The organism is Pantoea sp. X-Soil-TKNS-1207 (assembly GCF_059730485.1).
Genome location: NZ_AP035958.1, coordinates 609,108 through 626,801, shown reverse-complemented (window position 1 = coordinate 626,801; position 17,694 = coordinate 609,108). Strand labels below are relative to the sequence as shown.

Sequence of the window (17,694 nt, the reverse complement as noted above, 5' to 3'; positions counted from 1 at the left end):
CTGACCTGACTGATAACCGCTCACATCCCTTTCAGTTAAAACGCCGGTACGCCGCTATGAAATCGCAGCTCGCTATCCGGTTCGCTAATCAGACGCCCTTCCGCCTCACCAATCGCACGCACGCGTGGCGCGATATCCTTCGGTGAAATCTGCGCCGCCAGCGCCAGATAATCCTGGTAATGACGCGCTTCAGAACGCAGCAGCGAGATATAGAACTTCTCCAGCTGTTCATCCAGATACGGCGCCAGGCTGGCAAAACGTTCGCAGGAACGCGCCTCAATGTAAGCTCCGCAAATCAGCTTATCCACCAGCGTATCCGGCTCGTGGGTGGTGACCTCGCGCAGTAGCCCTTTGGCGTAACGACTGGCGGTGATTTTGCGATACGGCAGACCGCGCGCCTGCATGATTTCCCACACCTGATAAAAATGGTGCAGTTCTTCTTTGATCAGCAGCACCATCTTTTCCACCAGATCATCGGCCCACGGCAGTTCATTGCGCACGATGATGCTTTTGGTCAGGCTCTTGTGGGCGTTGATAAAGTTGCTGTCGTGATCCTCGCCAAAGATAAAATCTTCATACGGCTTGAGCCACGCCAGAATGGCGTCACCACTCGGTTTATCGGCCACATATTTGCGGATCAGCCAGACGGCGGTTTGCGCCGCTTTCAGCTCGCATACCATGTGGTCAGTCAGCAGTAGCGTCAGGTTTTCCGGTTTGCGCGCCTCGTCGATCCACGCCTGGGGCGTGCGGCAGTGCAGAAATTGATGGATAGGTTCTAACAGCGGAGCGTAATTCATCGGCTTTCTTTGTGTTACGGGGAATCCAATCCGGGCGGCGATTGCCGCCGCCCGTTAATCCTTAGTGACGCACACCGTCATCGTCGTCGTCGACGAACTCGCCATCGTCATCTTCGTCTTCGGCATCCGGGTCCTCAAAATAGGTGCCCCAGCCGTCGTAATCGACGTTGTATTTACCCGCCAGATTGACCAGTTGCTCAACCTGCGCATCGATCAGCTCAGGTTTCAGCGCGGCTTCGCTCAGGATGTCGACACACATCACCGTGCTGCCATCCTCCAGTTCCAGCTCCTCAGGCTCGGAGACTTCGTAGCCGAGTTTGAATGCATCAACCGCGACCTTTTCCAGCGAGTCAAAATTGTTGCAGGAGAGATGATGCTCGATGGTGTACAGCGCGTCCGGATCGCTGCCATCTTCCAGTAATTCATCAATGATTAACCGCGTCTCTTCGCGCTGCTCATCCAGCAATGCTTCGTATGCCATGGGGATATCCTCAAAAATGTTCGGCAATGATGCAATTATTTTCCCACACTGCCTCGCGCGCCACTACACAAAACGGAAAGTTTCTTAACGTCGGGGTTGAAAATGCATATTCATACGGTTAGATTGAATTTTAATTCATTTATGTTGGTCACATGGAGCGCTGTATGAGTCAGCTGAATCAACGCCATTTCCTGAGATTGCTGGACTTCACCCCAGCAGAAATCGATTACCTGTTAAGTCTGGCAGGTGAATTAAAAAACGCTAAGAAAAATGCCGCAGAAACGCAGTACCTGAAAGGCAAAAACATTGCGCTCATCTTCGAAAAAGACTCGACCCGTACCCGATGCTCTTTCGAAGTTGCCGCTTACGATCAGGGTGCTAACGTCACTTACCTCGGCCCCAGCGGCAGCCAGATCGGCCATAAAGAGTCGATGAAAGATACCGCACGCGTGCTGGGCCGCATGTATGACGGTATTCAGTATCGCGGCTACGGCCAGGCGCTGGTGGAAACCCTCGCTGAGCACGCTGGCGTGCCGGTGTGGAACGGCCTGACGACCGAATTCCATCCCACCCAGCTGCTGGCCGATTTGCTGACGATGCAGGAACATCTGCCGCAAAAATCGCTGAACGAAATGACGCTGGTGTACGTTGGCGATGCCCGCAACAACATGGGTAACAGTATGCTGGAAGCGGCAGCGCTGGTGGGTCTGGACCTGCGCCTGGTGGCGCCGAAAGGTTGCTGGCCGGAGGCGCATCTGGTGGAGCAGTGCCGTGCGGCGGCGCAGAAAACCGGCGGTAAAATTACCCTGACGGAAGAGATCGCCGCAGGCGTACAGGGTGCCGATTTCATCTACACTGACGTATGGGTATCGATGGGCGAAGACAAATCGGTATGGTCCGATCGTATCGCCCTGCTGCGCCCGTATCAGGTAAACAGCGCGATGCTGGCGCTGACCGGCAATCCGCAGGTGAAGTTCCTGCATTGCCTGCCTGCTTTCCACGACGATCAAACCACGCTGGGACGTCAGATGGCCGAGCAGTACGGTCTGAACGACGGCATGGAAGTCAGCAATGAGGTGTTTGAATCGCAGCACAGCATTGTGTTCGACCAGGCAGAAAACCGGATGCACACCATCAAAGCGGTGATGGTCGCGACACTTGGGCAGCCCTGATAGTATCGCCCCGCAAACGATTACCCCGCGTGCGATTTTTGCTTGATGCAAATCAGTGAATGCGTATAATGCGCCCCAATTTGCCGGGAGGAAGCATGCAACAGTGCAGCGCACAATTTGACGTTCAGTTACGCCTGAAAGCAGGCGGCGCACCTGTTTCTTTCCGTCATCAATCGATCGCAAAAAAAGCCCCTTAAGCAGGGGCTTTTTTTTGTCTGTAATCCGGCAGCGCAGAGGAGAGAGCTATGGCCAACCCGCTATATCGTAAGCATATTATTTCAATTAACGATCTCAACCGCGATGAGCTGGAGCTGGTACTGCATACCGCCGCGCAGCTGAAAGCGCATCCGCAGCCGGAGCTGCTGAAGCACAACGTGATCGCCAGCTGCTTCTTTGAAGCCTCAACGCGCACCCGGTTGTCGTTTGAAACCGCTATGCATCGCCTCGGCGCCTCGGTGGTGGGTTTTGCCGATGGCAGCAACACCTCGCTCGGTAAAAAGGGCGAAACTCTCGCCGATACCATTTCGGTGATTGGCACCTATGTTGATGCGATTGTGATGCGCCACCCTCAGGAAGGCGCCGCGCGTCTCGCCACCGAGTTTTCCGGCGGCGTACCGATTCTGAACGCCGGCGACGGCGCGAACCAGCATCCGACCCAAACCCTGCTGGATCTGTTCACCATTCGCGAAACCCAGAATCGCCTGGATAACCTGAATGTGGCGATGGTCGGCGACCTGAAGTATGGCCGCACCGTGCACTCCCTGACGCAGGCGCTGGCGAAGTTTGATGGCAACCGTTTCTTCTTTATCGCCCCGGATGCGCTGGCGATGCCGTCTTATATCACCGATATGCTGGACGAGCAGAACATCAGCTGGTCACGCCATGACAGCATTGAAGAAGTGATGCCAGAGCTGGATATCCTGTATATGACGCGCGTACAAAAAGAGCGTCTCGATCCATCGGAATACGCCAACGTCAAAGCACAGTTTATTCTGCGCGCCAGCGATCTGGTCGGCGCCCGCGACAACATGAAGGTCCTGCATCCCCTGCCGCGCATTGATGAGATCACCACCGATGTCGACAGCACGCCGCACGCCTGGTACTTCCAGCAGGCCGGCAACGGCATCTTCGCCCGCCAGGCGCTGCTGGCGCTGGTACTGAATCGCGATCTGGCCCTGTAAGGAGGAAAACAGCATGACACACGATAATAAATTGCAGGTTGAAGCCATTAAACGCGGCACGGTGATTGACCATATCCCGGCGCAGGTAGGCTTTAAGCTACTGTCGCTGTTTCGCCTGACAGAAACCGATCAGCGCATCACCATCGGCCTCAATCTGCCTTCTGGCGAAATGGGGCGTAAGGATCTGATCAAGATCGAGAACACCTTCCTCACCGACGATCAGATCAACCAGCTGGCGGTGTATGCGCCGCACGCCACGGTGAACCGCATCGACGAGTATGAAGTGGTGGCGAAGATCGCCCCGACGCTGCCGGATCGTATTGAGCGCGTCCTGACCTGCCCGAACGGTAACTGCATCAGCCGCAGCGAGCCGGTGTTCTCCAGTTTTGCGGTGAAAAAGCGCGACAACGAAGTACACCTGAAGTGTAAATATTGCGAGAAAGAGTTCGCGCACCATGTGGTGCTCGGTCACTGGTAATCGCCGACATCGTCCCTATAATGGGGTCGATATTTTCCCGCTGCCGGTGACTGCCGGTGGCGCACATTCTCAAGGAGAAACAATGTCTCGCGAAATCAGTACTGAAAAAGCACCGGCAGCGATTGGCCCTTATGTGCAGGGCGTGGATCTCGGCAGCATGATCATCACTTCCGGCCAGATTCCGGTGGATCCGCAAACCGGCGCGGTGGCTGAGGATGTGTCAGCTCAGGCGCGTCAGTCGCTGGAAAACGTGAAGGCGATTGTTGAAGCTGCTGGCCTGAAAGTGGGCGATATCGTGAAGACGACGGTGTTTGTCAAAGACCTGAACGACTTCGCCACCGTGAACGCCGCCTATGAAGCATTTTTCACCGAACATAACGCCAGCTTCCCGGCACGCTCCTGCGTTGAAGTCGCGCGTCTGCCAAAAGATGTGAAGATCGAGATCGAAGCGATCGCTGTTCGCCGTTGATCGTCAGGATTTGCGGCCCCCTCTCCCGCAAGCGGGAGAGGGGACACCCTACTTAAACGAACGAAGTAGCTTCTCCAGCGGCCGCACTAAAGCCAGCACGGTTTCATCCTGCACCTGCGCCGCGGCATCCAGTCTGGTATGCATCTGCGCCATTTCTCCCGCACCATAAGCCTGATTACGTTCCAGCGCCGCCACCAAATCCAACCCCATACGGCTCAGTTCCGCCACCTGCTGCACCTGCGGCTGTAGCGCGCGCAGCTGATAGTTGTGCAGCGTCAGCGGCATCACCCGATCGCTATTACTCAGCCAGCGCTGCAATTGCTGGCGGATCGCATTCGCTGCCTGATGATTGCCGCGGTTGGCGATCAGCGCATCCACCTGTTTATCCAGCAAACGTATCGCTTCACTCTCCGCAGGCAGTACATCGGCCAGACGGTTAAGCGGCTCGAAATAGTTATAGTGGCCCGCCTGGAATTTCAGGTGCTGGCGCGTGTAATACTGCGCCGGTTCCAGCACTTCGCTTAGCACGCGCAGCGGCGTGATGTCGGTGCTGTTCGCCAGGCGCATCATCTGTACCTCCGCCTGCTGATGCTGTTGCAGGCCCACCGATACCGTGCCCCAGCGATCAATCGCGCTCAGGCGCTGATACATGTTGTCGCTGTCGTTCACGTCCTGCGCCGACCACAACCGTTCAGCCACCACAAACACGCGCGGCCACAGCCTGGTATCAATGATCTGGCTGTTAACGTTCTCCGCCCACAGCGCCGCTTCGCCCCCCCTGAGATTGTTGCTGAGCTGCTGCGGCGTCGGCAGTGAAGGGGCGATTCCGTCGGGCGTCTGCGCCAGACGGCTCCCTTCGGTGGGATAACGCACATTCCCCACCAGCATATAACCGGTCAGACGGTTTTCCGTCAGCGTCACCACCGGCTGCACCTCTCCCATCCAGGTGTCGACGCGGAAGGTTACCTGATTCGGCGACAGCCAGTTCACATCGCTCACCAGACGGCGAGCCTTACCGCTGAAATCGATAAAGCCACGCCAGCCCTCTTTACCCTCAATCAGGGTGAAGCTGCCCTTCACCGCACTGCCCTTCAGACGCGGCATGGTGAACTGCCAGCTCTGCGCCTGCTCGTCCGCCTGCAACTGATCCTGCCCGTTCAGTCCCTGTGGGAACGGTTCGTTACGGTAGTGGTAAGCCGCCGGTTGCGGCTGATCGAGGTAAAAGCCGGTAGAGAGGATGCCGCGATAGTCATTTTTCACCACCTCGCCGAGAGCGTCCTGCCCCTGCCACGACTGGATCAGGATGCTGCGCGGCAGATCGGGATGATAAATTTCGTCCCAGCCCACCATGTGCCGCTGATGGGCTTCGAGGATTTTCTCCACTCGCTGATTAAACCAGGCCTGCAACGCATGGGCATCCTTCAGGCCATGATCGCGCATAAACTGCTGAATTTTGGGCGAGTCGTTCCACTGCGAAGGATCCACTTCGTCACCGCCAATATGCAGATAGGGATCCGGGAAGATCGCCGCCACTTCCCCCACCAGCGTGTTGATAAAGGTGAAAACCGCTTCGTTGCTCGGATCGAGCAGCGGCTTAAATACTCCCCAGCCCCGCTCCATCGGGTACGGCCCCGGCGCGCTGATCAATTCCGGCATCGCCACGGCGATCGCTGAAGCGTGACCCGGCAGGTCGATTTCCGGCACCACGCGCACACCGCGCTGGGTGGCGTATTGCACCACGTCGCGCATCTGCTGCTGAGTGTAATAACGGCCATCGCTGGCTTTCTCCTGCAACTGCGGGTAATGGCTGGAGGCAAACCGCCAGCCCTGATCATCGGTCAGATGCCAGTGGAACACGTTCATCCGCGCGGCGGCGATGCCGTCGATCTGACGTTTGATGGTCTCCACCGGCATAAAGTGCCGCGCGGAGTCGATCAGCAAACCACGCCACGCAAAACGCGGTTTGTCATCGATGGTGACGTAGGGAATGACGGTGCCGCTTTCGCCGTTTTCAATCAGCTGCAACAGCGTCTCCATGCCGCGCATGGCGCCGAAGCGGGTATGGGCCTCCAGCAGCACGCCATCGCCGTTCACCACCAGATGGTAGCTTTCGTCGCTGTCCGGTTGCGGCAACGGGTCCACCGCATCCGCGATATGGATCCGAATGGTTGCCTTTTCATCAGCACTGGCTGACGGCAGCAGCGGCCAGCCGGTCTGGCGCGCAATGCGTCCCAGCCAGCGCGCTTCAGCGCCTTCCAGATGATCGCCAGAGATTTGCAACGTCAGCTGCGGCGTCAGTTGATAAGCGCCACCGCTGTGCGGTTGTTCAACATGTTGCGGCCAGGGCATCAGCGGCAAATCGCCCGCTGGGGTCGCCAATGCGGAAAAACTCAGGGATAAACAACAGGCAAGCAGCGTTCGTTGCAGAGGCATGGAGGGCATCCTTGTAGGGAAAAATGACGGACCAAACTAAGCAAAACGCCCATTAAACCTAATTCGCGACGCAAATCAAGTTGCGGCAGTCGGAAGTATGGGCGCGTTAAAACTTTTTCAGTTTAGCTACCCTTTACGGTTGCGCGGCTTTCATTCTTCCCTGTCGCTTCTTTGCTGTAGGTCAATAACGAGGCAATTAATTCCCGGTAAAACACCACATATAGCGTTTAAACTCCATAACAATCGCAATATGTAGTTTCACGGAGGGAAGATGGCAACGGTAGTGATTAAGCGTGACGGCTGCAAAGTGCCGTTTGATGAACAGCGGATTGCAACCGCCGTACAGGCTGCGGCCCGTGCCGCGCAGGTTAACGATGCCGCCTGGTGCGCACAGGTGGCGGCGGAGGTGAGTCAGCAGCTGGCGGCACGCGCCGAAGTAGATATTCGTGACATCCAGTGCGCGGTGGAAGAGACACTGATGAGCGGCCCGTGGCCGCAGCTGGCGCGCGCCTATATCGAATATCGTCACGATCGCGATCTGGCTCGCGAGCAGCGTGGCAAGCTGCATCACGCCATTCGCGGCCTGGTTGAGCAAACCAATGCCGCCCTGCTGAACGAAAACGCCAACAAAGACAGCAAGGTGATCCCCACCCAGCGCGATTTGCTGGCCGGCATCGTGGCCAAACACTACGCACAACAACAGATCCTGCCGCGTGATGTGGTGCTGGCGCATGAGCGCGGTGAGATCCACTACCACGATCTCGACTATTCGCCCTTCTTCCCGATGTTTAACTGCATGTTGATCGATCTGCACGGTATGCTGACCAACGGCTTCAAAATGGGCAATGCCGAGATCGAGCCGCCAAAATCGATCGCGACCGCCACGGCCGTCACCGCACAGATCATTGCCCAGGTCGCCAGCCACATCTATGGCGGCACCACCATCAATCGCATCGATGAAGTGCTGGCGCCTTTCGTCACTCTCAGCCTCGACAAACACCGGGCGGTGGCTGAACAGTGGCAGGTTGCCGATACCGAGGCTTACGCCCGCGCCCGCACCGAGAAAGAGTGCTACGACGCCTTCCAGTCGCTGGAGTATGAAGTCAACACGCTGCATACCGCCAACGGGCAAACGCCGTTCGTCACCTTTGGTTTTGGCCTTGGCACCAGCTGGGCGGCACGCCTGATCCAGCAGTCGATCCTGCGCAACCGCATTGCTGGTCTGGGCAAAAATCATAAAACCGCGGTTTTTCCCAAACTGGTATTTGCCATCCGCGAAGGACTCAACCGCCGCGCTGGCGATGTGAATTACGATATCAAGCAGCTGGCGCTGGAGTGCGCCAGCAAGCGTATGTATCCCGATATCCTCAACTACGATCAGGTGGTGAAGGTTACGGGGTCGTTTAAGACGCCGATGGGCTGCCGCAGCTTCCTGGGCGTTTACGAGGAGAATGGCGAGCAGATCCATGAGGGACGGAATAATCTCGGCGTCATCAGCCTCAATCTGCCGCGCATCGCGCTGGAAGCCGGGGGCGATGAAGCGCGCTTCTGGTCGCTGCTGGATGAACGCCTGGCATTAGCGAAACGCGCCCTGATGACGCGTATCGCCCGGCTGGAAAAAACCAAAGCGCGCGTGGCGCCGATTCTCTACATGGAAGGTGCCTGTGGCGTGCGCCTCAACGCCGATGATGACGTCGGACCGATTTTCCGTAATGGCCGCGCCTCAATCTCCCTCGGCTACATTGGCCTGCACGAAACCCTGAACGCGCTGAGCGGCAATGAAGTACATCCGTACGATGCCGCTTATCTGCGTGAAAAAGGCGTGGCGATTGTGGCGCATCTGCGCCAGGCGGTGGATGCCTGGAAAGCGGAAACCGGCTACGGCTTTAGCCTCTACAGCACGCCGAGCGAAAATCTGTGCGATCGTTTCTGTCGCCTCGATGCCGCCGAGTTTGGCGTGGTGCCCGGCGTCACCGACAAAGGTTACTACACCAACAGCTTCCACCTCGACGTGGAGAAGAAGGTCAATCCGTACGACAAAATCGATTTTGAAGCGCCCTATCCGCCGATCGCCAGCGGCGGATTCATCTGTTACGGCGAGTACCCCAATATCCAGCACAACCTCAAAGCGCTGGAAGATGTCTGGGATTACAGCTACGACCGCGTGCCCTACTACGGCACCAATACGCCGATTGATGAATGCTACGAGTGCGGCTTTAGCGGCGAATTCAGCTGTACCAGCAAAGGGTTTACCTGCCCGTGCTGCGGCAATCACGACCCGGCGCGCGTCTCGGTCACGCGCCGCGTGTGCGGCTATCTGGGTAGCCCGGATGCGCGCCCGTTCAATGCCGGTAAGCAGGAAGAGGTGCAGCGCCGCGTTAAACATCTGGATACGGGACAGCTGGGATGATGCGCATCCATCGCTATTACGATGTCGATATCGTTAACGGACCGGGCACCCGCTGCACGCTGTTTGTCGCTGGCTGCGAGCATCAATGTCGCGGCTGCTACAACCAGAGCACCTGGCGACTGGATTCCGGCGAGCCATTTACGCTGGCGATGGAGGAGCAGCTTATCGCCGATCTTCAGGATCGGCGTATCCCGCGCCAGGGGTTGTCGCTGAGCGGCGGCGATCCCCTGCACCCTCACAACGTGCCGCATATCCGTCGTCTGGTGAAACGGGTTCGACGCGAGTGCCCGGACAAGGATATCTGGCTGTGGACAGGCTATCAGCTGGCCGAGCTGACGGATGCGCAGCGGGCCGTGGTGGCGGAGATCGACGTGTTGATTGATGGGCGTTTTATCGAAGCGGAGAAAGATGCGCGGCTGCTGTGGCGCGGCAGCCGCAATCAGAACATCTGGTATTTACGCCACCCCGAGGGCCAGCACGCCGATGACGATCCCGCTGCCGATCACCCCCAGCAGGGCGATCCACAGCGCGCGTGCCGGAAAAGCCCGATGCAGCATCAGTAACGAGGGGACGCTGACGGCGGGCAGCGTCAGCAGTAGCGCCAGCGCAGGCGCGATGCCCATCCCCGCCAGCAGCATGGTTTGCACAATCGGAATCTCTGCCGCCGTAGGGATGACAAACAGGCACCCCGCCACCGCCATTACCACCACCCAAAACAGCGTGTTGCCTACTGCGCCATCGGCGTGGGGAAACAGCCAGACGCGCGCTGCGCCGAGCAGCAGCACCGCCGCCACATACAGCGGGATAGTGTTCCAGAACAGACGCCAGAGCACGCGCAACCAGCGTTGCAGAAAAGGAGCCTCCGGCTGCGCTGACGCCACAGCTGCCGCGGGCGCAGCCACGGTTTGCGGTACGCTGCGCTGCACCAGCCAGGCAATGCCCAGCACCATGATAATGCCCGCCACCAGTCGGATCGCCGCAAACTGCCAGCCCAGCACGAAGCCCATAAAGATCAGCGTGGCCGGATTCAGCACCGGGTTTGCCAGCCAGAACGCCATCGCAGCGCCGCTGGAGACCTGCGACTGACGCAGCCCCGCCGCAACCGGTGCCGCGCAACAGGTGCACATCATACCCGGCAATCCCAACCCGGTTCCGACCAGCGTGGAGCCAAAGCGATTCTGCCCCATCAGACGCAGCAGCCAGTTACGCGGGATCAGCACCTGCACCAGCGACCCCAGCAGCACGCCGAGCACCGCCGCTTTCCACACCGCGAGAAAATAGACCATGGCGTAATCCAGCGCCGCCCGCCACGGGGCAGCCGCCGCATTGGCAAGAATCGATTTGCCGATGGAGTGGGTGTCGGCAGCGGTGAAGGCTTTGCCGTAATAAGGCTGCCATTTCACGTACCAAAGGCCAATGATCACCACCAGCAAAAACAGCAGCGGTTTCCACCAGGCAAAGCGCGTTGCCGGGACAGCAGAAGTGAGTTGAGTCATTGCGGGGTTCCGTATTCAGTCTGAATAACGATGCCGCGCCGGACGGCACGGCGGATTAACCTGAGTGTTTATCAGGTTAACGATTTTTTCCATGCAAAATCACGGTAAAAGTGATCGGCTTGCGTTTTGTGGTCGGGCAACCACACTTAATGAGACATCCAGGTAATGACAAGGAGGAGAGAAATGAGCAAGAAGATTGCGGTATTGATTACCGATGAATTTGAAGACTCAGAGTTTACCTCACCGGCCGAAGCGTACACCAAAGCGGGCCACGAAGTGGTCACCATTGAGACGAAAGCCGGTAAAACGGTTAAAGGTAAACAGGGCAAAGCGGCAGTCAAAATCGACAAGGATATTGATCATGTCGATGCTGCAGAGTTCGATGCCCTGCTGCTGCCCGGCGGCCATTCACCCGATACCCTGCGCGGTGACGATCGCTTCGTCAACTTTACCAAAGAGTTTGTCGCCAGCGGGAAACCGGTGTTCGCTATCTGCCACGGGCCACAGCTGCTGATCAGCGCCAATGGCGTGCGTGGCCGCAAGATGACCTGCGTAAAAGCCATCGCCATCGACCTGCGTAATGCCGGTGCCGACTTCTACGACAAAGAAGTCGTGGTTGATGATGACAAGCTGGTGACCAGCCGCACGCCGGATGACCTGCCAGCCTTTAACCGTGAGGCTTTGCGGATTCTTAACGCCGCCTGATGGCTTAGGCCAGCACTAACTCGTAGCGGCGCGATTTATTGTGCCGCTACGGAATGTGCCTCATCACGCTGCCAGACGATCTTTTTGCCGAAGCCCAGCGCGTTATCGGTCATCTTCACTTCCTCCAGCACAATCTCCCACAGCGGCGCAGTGACTGCGCGCGAAATCGGGAAACGTTTCTGATAGGCGTGACGCGCCTGCTGCTCCGCCTCATCGCTCAGCCGCTGAATGTAACCGCGATACTGCACGCCCTTAATCAGCAGCACGGTTTTCGGCTGGCCGTTGACCGTGCCAGCAATACGCGGATTGGCCAGCATCAGCTGACCATGACGGGTATCCGGCTCAGTCATCAGCCAGAACACCATGCGGGACTCATCGAACACATAGAAGCAGTTGGCGCACCAGAGATCGTCACCGTCCGTCGCACAGAGCGACAGCGCATGTTGTTTCTTCAGGTAGCGCATCAGATGGGAATGGTCGGACACAATCAAACTCCCTGCAGGCCGTGGGCCTGTGCTGACCGATAGCGGCAACGCATGATGCGCGCTACACTGCCTGCCAGCGATTTTTCCGAGGTTAGTGATATGGAGCAGGGCTGGCAGCTGTATATGCTGCAAACCGCCGCAGGTCAGCTTTACACCGGCATCACGACGGACGTGAACCGGCGTTTACAGCAGCATCAACAGGGACGGGGCGCGCGATCGTTACGCGGCAAAGGCCCGCTGACGCTGGTGTTTTTTTGTGATGCCGGCGATCGGGCTGCGGCATCACGTCTTGAGTATCAGGTTAAGCAGTTAAGCCGGGCGCAGAAGCTGCAACTGGTGGCGCAGCAACCGCCCAGCCTGAGCGCCTGGTTTACGCGAAACGATTGAAAGGTTCGGCAAACTCGATCTGCCCTTCTGCCCCTTCAAAGGCGGTGTCGGCCAGTTTATAAACCTGGAACGCGGCTTCTGTCCCGGTCCAGCGACAGTGTAAACCGTGACGCGCTGCCGGTTCGAAACCAAAGGCATTGTAGTAAGCCGGGTCGCCCAGCACCACCACCGCGCTGTAACCAAATTCGTTCAGCGCATCCAGCCCTTCATACACCAGCTGCTTGCCGATACCCTGCTTGCGTACTGTTTCGTCAACCGCCAGCGGTGCCAGAGCAACCCAGCCGCGATCTTCGCCCTGCAAGGTCACCGGACTGAAAGCGGCATAGCCCAATACCTGGCCTTCATCATCGGTGGCGACCACGCCGAGGGTCAGCAAACCATCTTCACGCAACTGCTGAACCAGTTCCGCTTCGGCGGCGCTGGCAAAACAGCGCTTTAACAGGCTATCGATGCTGGCCGCATCGACACCAATTTCAGTACGAATCAACATGAGATCCCCGCGCGCGACTCAGTGGCCTTCGCGTCCTGTTTCATTCCTGCCTCAACAAAGGCAGCCAGCTGCTGCAATCCCGTTCGCAACGGCGTGGGCATGGCATCCAGTTCAATGGCATCCATCAGGTTTTTCACCTCCAGTCCCAGCTCCGTGTCACCCTCAATCACCAGTCGGCGTTGAAAAAACAACATGTCGGGGTCCGCTTTGCGTGCTGCCACCAGCAACAAATCGTTGGCTTCGCCGCGAAACCAGACATCAGCCTCGGTGTCGCGCGAAACGGTCAGGCGACCGTCCTGCAGGGTAGTGATCCAGCGTAAATTAACATCGCCAATTTCAATCCCCAGGAAGCGCCCTTCGAGAAAGTTTAACTCACCTTCAGCCAAAGCATGGCGAAATTGCCAGTTTAGGAGTTGTTGCAAAACGGCTTTTTTCAGCGCGAAAGGGGTCAATGATACCGGTAAGGCTAAGAATTCTGGCCCTTTTTCAACAATCAAGCCGCGTAAGCGAGTAAACACAAGCTGCACTCCCTTCAGAAAATTTTACCTATTTTGCCACATCCCTTTGGCTTCGCCTCCACTGAGATCAAGGAATTCGCAGTCTGATTGTGCAAAAAATCCCCATACTGCATCACCATTGGCGGTTTCACTGCCTTAAATCAACATCCCGCTACGTGGGCTTACCTACACTCAACGCCGTTCAGAATCCGGGGGAGGAAAATGTATGGAACTGCTGTGCCCGGCGGGGAATTTACCCGCGCTGAAATCGGCGGTGGAGCATGGTGCCGATGCCGTTTATGTCGGCCTGAAAGACGATACCAATGCCCGCCACTTTGCTGGCCTCAATTTTACCGACAAAAAACTGGCTGAAGCGGCGCGTTTTCTGCACCAGCATCGGCGCAAGCTGCATGTGGCGATCAACACTTTCGCCCATCCTGATGGCATGAATCGCTGGCAGCAGGCGATTGATATCGCTGCGCAAAATGGCGCGGATGCGCTGATCCTTGCCGATATCGCCACGCTGGAATATGCCACTAAGCACTATCCGCAGGTGGAGCGTCATCTGTCGGTGCAGGCCTCGGCCACTAACCTGGAAGCCATCCGCTTTTATCACCGTCATTTCCAGCTGCATCGCGTGGTACTGCCGCGTGTGCTGTCGCTGCATCAGGTGAGACAGCTGGCGCGCGATACGCCGGTGCCGCTGGAGGTGTTCGCCTTTGGCAGCCTGTGCATCATGGCCGAAGGCCGTTGCTATCTCTCGTCATGGCTGACCGGTGAGTCGCCCAACAGCGCCGGCGCCTGTTCGCCCGCGAAGTTCGTGCGCTGGCAGCAGACGCCGAATGGCATGGAGTCTCGCCTGAATGAAGTGCTGATTGACCGCTACGGACCGGAGGAAAGCGCCGGTTATCCCACCTTGTGTAAAGGCCGCTATGAAGTCGACAACCAGCGCTACCACGTACTGGAAGAACCCACCAGCCTCAACACGCTATCGCTGCTGCCGGACCTGCTGCGTGCCGGGATTGCCTCGGTGAAAATTGAAGGCCGCCAGCGCAGCCCGGCATATGTGGCGCAGGTGGCGCGGGTGTGGCGTCAGGCGATCGATCGCTGTATCGCCGCGCCGGAGCAATTCGCCGTGCAGGCGCCGTGGATGCAGGCGCTGGGTGAACTTTCTGAAGGTAGCCAGACCACGCTGGGTGCTTACCATCGCGACTGGCAGTAAGGAGGCAGCATGAAATACGCAATCGGACCGGTGCTGTGGTACTGGCCCTGCGACAAACTGGAAAACTTTTATCAGCGCGCCGCGCAATGCAGCGCGGAGATCGTCTATCTCGGCGAAGCGGTATGCAGCAAACGTCGCGCGACCCCTTTTGCGCAGTGGATGGAGATGGGCCGCGCGCTGGCGCAGCAGGGTAAACAGGTGGTGATTAGCACGCTGGCGCTGTTGCAATCGCCGTCTGAGTTAAAAGAGTTGCGTCGTTATGTGGAAAACGGTGAGTTTTTGATCGAAGCCAACGATATCGGCACCGTGAATATGGCCGCCGAACGTCAGCTGCCGTTTGTCGCCGGTCCCACGCTTAACGTCTATAACGCGCAAACGCTTCAGCTGCTGCTGAAAGAGGGCATGACGCGCTGGTGTATGCCGGTGGAGATGTCGCGCGACTGGCTGATTCAGTTGTTGCAGCAGTGCGATGTCGCCGGCGTGCGCGATCATTTTGAGGTGGAGGTGCTGGGCTACGGCAATCTTCCGCTGGCGCTTTCCGCACGCTGCTTTACCGCACGCTCTGAGAATCGCGCGAAAGATGATTGCCAGACCTGCTGCATCGACTATCCCAACGGACGCCGCGTCCTGTCGCAGGAGGGCCAGCAGGTATTCGTGCTGAACGGCATTCAGACCATGAGTGGCTACTGCTATAACCTCGGTAACGATCTGGCGGGGATGCACAACTGGGTGGATATCGTGCGTTTATCGCCGCAGGACGAAAGCACGCTGGAGGATGTGGATCGTTTCCGCGCCAATGAAGCGGGCGAAGCACCCTTGATGGTGGCACGCGGCAGTGACAGTAACGGTTACTGGCGACGCCTCGCCGGAATGGCGCTGGATACAGGTCGCTGAAAGGCACGTTCCGGCTATATTCCTGTCGTTATTAGCAGTTTTAATATGGGTACTGATGCGTAATACTGGATGGCGCAGGCTTCATAAACACCTGCGCCATACTTATTCTGGAGTGCCCATGTCTGAGAAAAAAACTGTTCGCCTGTCCGTGCTGGATCTGGCTCCTATTCCGCAGGGATCAACGCCACGCGATGCATTCCACAATTCGCTGGCGCTGGCCCGTCAGGCTGAAGCCCTGGGTTTTCACCGCTACTGGCTCGCTGAACACCACAATATGACCGGCATCGCCAGCGCCGCAACCTCGGTGCTGATTGGCTATCTGGCTGCCAATACCGAAACCCTGCGTCTCGGCTCAGGCGGCATTATGCTGCCAAACCATGCCCCGCTGGTCATCGCTGAACAGTTTGGCACCCTGGAATCACTCTATCCTGGCCGTATCGATCTCGGACTGGGCCGTGCGCCGGGTTCCGATCAGCGCACCATGCTGGCGCTGCGTCGCCATCTTTCCAGCGCGCAGGCCGATAGCTTCCCTGACGATGTCACCGAACTGATTAACTGGTTTGATGCCGAAACCGGCGAGCATCCGCCCGTACAGCCGGTGCCGGGCCTTGGCTTAAAAATTCCGGTCTGGCTGCTTGGCTCCAGCCTCTACAGCGCGCAGCTGGCGGCGCAGCTCGGCCTGCCGTTTGCCTTCGCCTCGCACTTTGCCCCTGATTTGCTGTTGCAGGCGCTGCATCTGTATCGCGAAAAATTCCAGCCCTCGGCGCGTCTGGCAAAACCGTACGCGATGGCGTGCGTGAACGTGGTCGCAGCCGATAGCGAACGCGATGCCCGCTTCCTCTTCACCTCGATGCAGCAGCAGTTTATTAATCTGCGTCGCGGCAAGCCCGGCCCGCTGCCGGCGCCGGTGGAGAATATGGACAACCTGTGGTCGCCGTCGGAGCAGTATGGCGTGCAGCAGGCGCTGAGCATGTCCATCGTCGGGGATAGCGATAAAGTCCGCCACGGCCTCGCGGCATTGCTGCGTGAAACCCAGGCGGATGAAATTATGGTGAATGGCCAGATTTTCGATCCGCAGGCACGTCTGCGCTCCTTCGCGCTGGCGATGGAAGCCGCCCGCTCGCTGTAATAAGGCTATTGCGGTGGGTACGCTTCGGCTCCCACCGCGATTTGACGAATATCCCGCCCCGGCGACTGACCGTAAAAACGACTGTATTCGCGGCTGAATTGCGAAGCGCTCTGATACCCTACCCGATAGCCTGCCGTACCGGCATCCAGCTTTTCCATCAACATCAGCCGACGCGCTTCATTGAGGCGTAATTGCTTTTGATACTGCATCGGCGTCATGGCGGTGACCGCCTTGAAATGGTGATGCAGTGACGAAATGCTCATGCCTACGCTGCTCGCCAGCTGGTCCATCTTCAGCGGCTGATGAAAATTTTCCCGCAGCCAGCGTGCGGCGCGCGCCACTTTGTTGCCCGGACGTTCCGCCAGCGCCATATTCAGAATGCGCGGCCCTTCCGGCCCGGTTAGCAGGCGATAGAAAATTTCCTGTTCAATCAACGGGGCCAGCGCGGGAATATCCTGCGGTTGATCCAGCAGTTCGATCAGGCGAATCACCGCGTCCACCAGCGGTGGCGCCACCGAATGTACGGTGATGCCGCGTTCATTCGCCGCGACCACGCCAATCTGATGCAGCGGGAAGTGCTCGAGATAGCGCATTAGCCGGGTTTCATTGATGGTGATACCCACGCCCAGATTGGGTTTCTCCGGCGTCGCCAGCACCACGCAGGACTGCACCGGCATATCCAGCGTCACCAGCAGCAGATCGCCCGCACCGTAATGCATCACGTCATCGCCCATCTGTAACGCTTTTTGTCCCTGCGCCACCAGCGCGAAGCTGGCCCAGGTCGCGACATGCGCCAGGCTGGTTGGTTTTGAGCTACGGCCAAAGGAGAGAAAGTCGATGGCGCTATGATGGCGACCATCGGCCGGTGCGTGGCGGGCAATCATCGCCACCAGCTGCTGCCACTGTTCCTGATGAATCATGCGTTAGGCGCTCCGCAATGAGAAATCACTGAGCCGCCATTCTCCCCC

19 protein-coding genes are annotated in these 17,694 nt (G+C 58.0%); 11 read left to right on the top strand and 8 right to left on the bottom strand.

Annotated features, from left to right (window positions below):
• Positions 1-35: 35 nt before the first annotated feature.
• Entirely contained in the window at positions 36-797 is a 762-nt protein-coding gene (miaE, locus tag AC6I8V_RS02795) for a tRNA isopentenyl-2-thiomethyl-A-37 hydroxylase MiaE (protein ID WP_497844412.1), read from the bottom strand.
• 61 nt (positions 798-858) lie between these two features.
• The gene (rraB, locus tag AC6I8V_RS02790; RefSeq protein WP_497844411.1) at positions 859-1,278 is read right to left on the bottom strand and encodes a ribonuclease E inhibitor RraB; all 420 of its coding nucleotides are present in this window, start codon (positions 1,276-1,278) and stop codon (positions 859-861) included.
• A gap of 164 nt (positions 1,279-1,442) precedes the next feature.
• Between rraB and argF the strand changes: the two genes are divergently transcribed.
• The 4 genes from argF to ridA all read left to right on the top strand — a co-directional run bounded on the left by argF (position 1,443) and on the right by ridA (position 4,578).
• Positions 1,443-2,450: an ornithine carbamoyltransferase gene (gene argF, locus AC6I8V_RS02785; protein ID WP_497844410.1), complete on the top strand. Its 1,008-nt coding sequence runs from the start codon at positions 1,443-1,445 to the stop codon at positions 2,448-2,450.
• A 245-nt stretch (positions 2,451-2,695) separates the two neighbouring features.
• Positions 2,696-3,631, top strand: a complete 936-nt coding sequence (gene pyrB, locus AC6I8V_RS02780; RefSeq protein WP_497844409.1) for an aspartate carbamoyltransferase — start codon at positions 2,696-2,698, stop codon at positions 3,629-3,631.
• Between the two features lie 13 nt (positions 3,632-3,644).
• Positions 3,645-4,109: an aspartate carbamoyltransferase regulatory subunit gene (gene pyrI, locus AC6I8V_RS02775; RefSeq protein ID WP_013507722.1), complete on the top strand. Its 465-nt coding sequence runs from the start codon at positions 3,645-3,647 to the stop codon at positions 4,107-4,109.
• A gap of 82 nt (positions 4,110-4,191) precedes the next feature.
• Positions 4,192-4,578, top strand: coding sequence for a 2-iminobutanoate/2-iminopropanoate deaminase (ridA, locus tag AC6I8V_RS02770; protein WP_497844408.1), 387 nt, complete (start codon positions 4,192-4,194; stop codon positions 4,576-4,578).
• Positions 4,579-4,626: 48 nt separating this feature from the next.
• On the opposite strand, the gene AC6I8V_RS02765 is transcribed toward ridA, so the two are convergent.
• The gene (locus AC6I8V_RS02765; protein ID WP_497844407.1) at positions 4,627-7,011 is read right to left on the bottom strand and encodes a beta-N-acetylhexosaminidase; all 2,385 of its coding nucleotides are present in this window, start codon (positions 7,009-7,011) and stop codon (positions 4,627-4,629) included.
• Between the two features lie 271 nt (positions 7,012-7,282).
• Between AC6I8V_RS02765 and nrdD the strand changes: the two genes are divergently transcribed.
• Complete coding sequence (nrdD, locus tag AC6I8V_RS02760; protein WP_497844406.1) at positions 7,283-9,421, top strand: anaerobic ribonucleoside-triphosphate reductase; 2,139 nt, start codon at positions 7,283-7,285, stop codon at positions 9,419-9,421.
• Entirely contained in the window at positions 9,418-9,984 is a 567-nt protein-coding gene (gene nrdG / locus AC6I8V_RS02755) for an anaerobic ribonucleoside-triphosphate reductase-activating protein (protein ID WP_497844405.1), read from the top strand. Before nrdD ends, nrdG begins: the two co-directional genes overlap by 4 nt.
• Here nrdG and AC6I8V_RS02750 read toward each other — a convergent pair.
• On the bottom strand, positions 9,877-10,917 hold the full coding sequence (locus tag AC6I8V_RS02750; RefSeq protein ID WP_497844404.1) for a permease: 1,041 nt from the start codon (positions 10,915-10,917) through the stop codon (positions 9,877-9,879). The two genes, nrdG and AC6I8V_RS02750, sit on opposite strands and share 108 nt — an antisense overlap.
• Before the next feature lie 183 nt (positions 10,918-11,100).
• On the opposite strand from AC6I8V_RS02750, the gene AC6I8V_RS02745 reads away from it, so the two are divergent.
• Complete coding sequence (locus AC6I8V_RS02745; RefSeq protein ID WP_497844403.1) at positions 11,101-11,622, top strand: type 1 glutamine amidotransferase domain-containing protein; 522 nt, start codon at positions 11,101-11,103, stop codon at positions 11,620-11,622.
• 35 nt (positions 11,623-11,657) lie between these two features.
• Here AC6I8V_RS02745 and AC6I8V_RS02740 read toward each other — a convergent pair whose 3' ends face one another.
• Positions 11,658-12,107 carry a YhbP family protein gene (locus tag AC6I8V_RS02740; protein WP_497844402.1) on the bottom strand — a complete coding sequence of 150 codons (450 nt, stop codon included), beginning with the start codon at positions 12,105-12,107 and terminating at the stop codon, positions 11,658-11,660.
• A 99-nt stretch (positions 12,108-12,206) separates the two neighbouring features.
• Between AC6I8V_RS02740 and AC6I8V_RS02735 the strand changes: the two genes are divergently transcribed.
• Positions 12,207-12,494 carry a GIY-YIG nuclease family protein gene (locus AC6I8V_RS02735; protein WP_497845750.1) on the top strand — a complete coding sequence of 96 codons (288 nt, stop codon included), beginning with the start codon at positions 12,207-12,209 and terminating at the stop codon, positions 12,492-12,494.
• Here the strand turns inward: AC6I8V_RS02735 and AC6I8V_RS02730 are convergent.
• Positions 12,478-12,984, bottom strand: a complete 507-nt coding sequence (locus tag AC6I8V_RS02730) for a GNAT family N-acetyltransferase (RefSeq protein ID WP_497844401.1) — start codon at positions 12,982-12,984, stop codon at positions 12,478-12,480. The two genes, AC6I8V_RS02735 and AC6I8V_RS02730, sit on opposite strands and share 17 nt — an antisense overlap.
• A complete protein-coding gene (gene ubiT / locus AC6I8V_RS02725; protein ID WP_497845749.1) occupies positions 12,978-13,502 on the bottom strand; it encodes a ubiquinone anaerobic biosynthesis accessory factor UbiT in 525 nt (174 codons plus the stop codon). The genes AC6I8V_RS02730 and ubiT overlap by 7 nt, the downstream gene beginning before the upstream one ends.
• Before the next feature lie 205 nt (positions 13,503-13,707).
• Between ubiT and ubiU the strand changes: the two genes are divergently transcribed.
• The 3 genes from ubiU (at position 13,708) to AC6I8V_RS02710 (ending at position 16,726) form a co-directional block, all read left to right on the top strand.
• Positions 13,708-14,703, top strand: coding sequence for a ubiquinone anaerobic biosynthesis protein UbiU (ubiU, locus tag AC6I8V_RS02720; RefSeq protein ID WP_497844400.1), 996 nt, complete (start codon positions 13,708-13,710; stop codon positions 14,701-14,703).
• 9 nt (positions 14,704-14,712) lie between these two features.
• Complete coding sequence (locus AC6I8V_RS02715) at positions 14,713-15,597, top strand: U32 family peptidase (protein WP_497844399.1); 885 nt, start codon at positions 14,713-14,715, stop codon at positions 15,595-15,597.
• Positions 15,598-15,715: 118 nt separating this feature from the next.
• Positions 15,716-16,726, top strand: coding sequence for a luciferase-like monooxygenase (locus AC6I8V_RS02710; protein ID WP_497844398.1), 1,011 nt, complete (start codon positions 15,716-15,718; stop codon positions 16,724-16,726).
• A gap of 5 nt (positions 16,727-16,731) precedes the next feature.
• On the opposite strand, the gene AC6I8V_RS02705 is transcribed toward AC6I8V_RS02710, so the two are convergent.
• Entirely contained in the window at positions 16,732-17,646 is a 915-nt protein-coding gene (locus tag AC6I8V_RS02705; protein ID WP_497844397.1) for an AraC family transcriptional regulator, read from the bottom strand.
• Positions 17,647-17,694: the final 48 nt, after the last annotated feature.

Coding starts and splice junctions, on each gene's coding strand:
- ubiU (WP_497844400.1), top strand. CDS start 13,708: ATGGAACTGCTGTGCCCGGCGGGGAATTTACCCGCGCTGAAATCGGCG.
- pyrB (WP_497844409.1), top strand. CDS start 2,696: ATGGCCAACCCGCTATATCGTAAGCATATTATTTCAATTAACGATCTC.
- AC6I8V_RS02745 (WP_497844403.1), top strand. CDS start 11,101: ATGAGCAAGAAGATTGCGGTATTGATTACCGATGAATTTGAAGACTCA.
- nrdG (WP_497844405.1), top strand. CDS start 9,418: ATGATGCGCATCCATCGCTATTACGATGTCGATATCGTTAACGGACCG.
- AC6I8V_RS02710 (WP_497844398.1), top strand. CDS start 15,716: ATGTCTGAGAAAAAAACTGTTCGCCTGTCCGTGCTGGATCTGGCTCCT.
- ridA (WP_497844408.1), top strand. CDS start 4,192: ATGTCTCGCGAAATCAGTACTGAAAAAGCACCGGCAGCGATTGGCCCT.
- miaE (WP_497844412.1), bottom strand. CDS start 797: ATGAATTACGCTCCGCTGTTAGAACCTATCCATCAATTTCTGCACTGC.
- argF (WP_497844410.1), top strand. CDS start 1,443: ATGAGTCAGCTGAATCAACGCCATTTCCTGAGATTGCTGGACTTCACC.
- rraB (WP_497844411.1), bottom strand. CDS start 1,278: ATGGCATACGAAGCATTGCTGGATGAGCAGCGCGAAGAGACGCGGTTA.
- AC6I8V_RS02715 (WP_497844399.1), top strand. CDS start 14,713: ATGAAATACGCAATCGGACCGGTGCTGTGGTACTGGCCCTGCGACAAA.
- AC6I8V_RS02750 (WP_497844404.1), bottom strand. CDS start 10,917: ATGACTCAACTCACTTCTGCTGTCCCGGCAACGCGCTTTGCCTGGTGG.
- nrdD (WP_497844406.1), top strand. CDS start 7,283: ATGGCAACGGTAGTGATTAAGCGTGACGGCTGCAAAGTGCCGTTTGAT.
- AC6I8V_RS02705 (WP_497844397.1), bottom strand. CDS start 17,646: ATGATTCATCAGGAACAGTGGCAGCAGCTGGTGGCGATGATTGCCCGC.
- AC6I8V_RS02765 (WP_497844407.1), bottom strand. CDS start 7,011: ATGCCTCTGCAACGAACGCTGCTTGCCTGTTGTTTATCCCTGAGTTTT.
- pyrI (WP_013507722.1), top strand. CDS start 3,645: ATGACACACGATAATAAATTGCAGGTTGAAGCCATTAAACGCGGCACG.
- AC6I8V_RS02730 (WP_497844401.1), bottom strand. CDS start 12,984: ATGTTGATTCGTACTGAAATTGGTGTCGATGCGGCCAGCATCGATAGC.
- AC6I8V_RS02735 (WP_497845750.1), top strand. CDS start 12,207: ATGGAGCAGGGCTGGCAGCTGTATATGCTGCAAACCGCCGCAGGTCAG.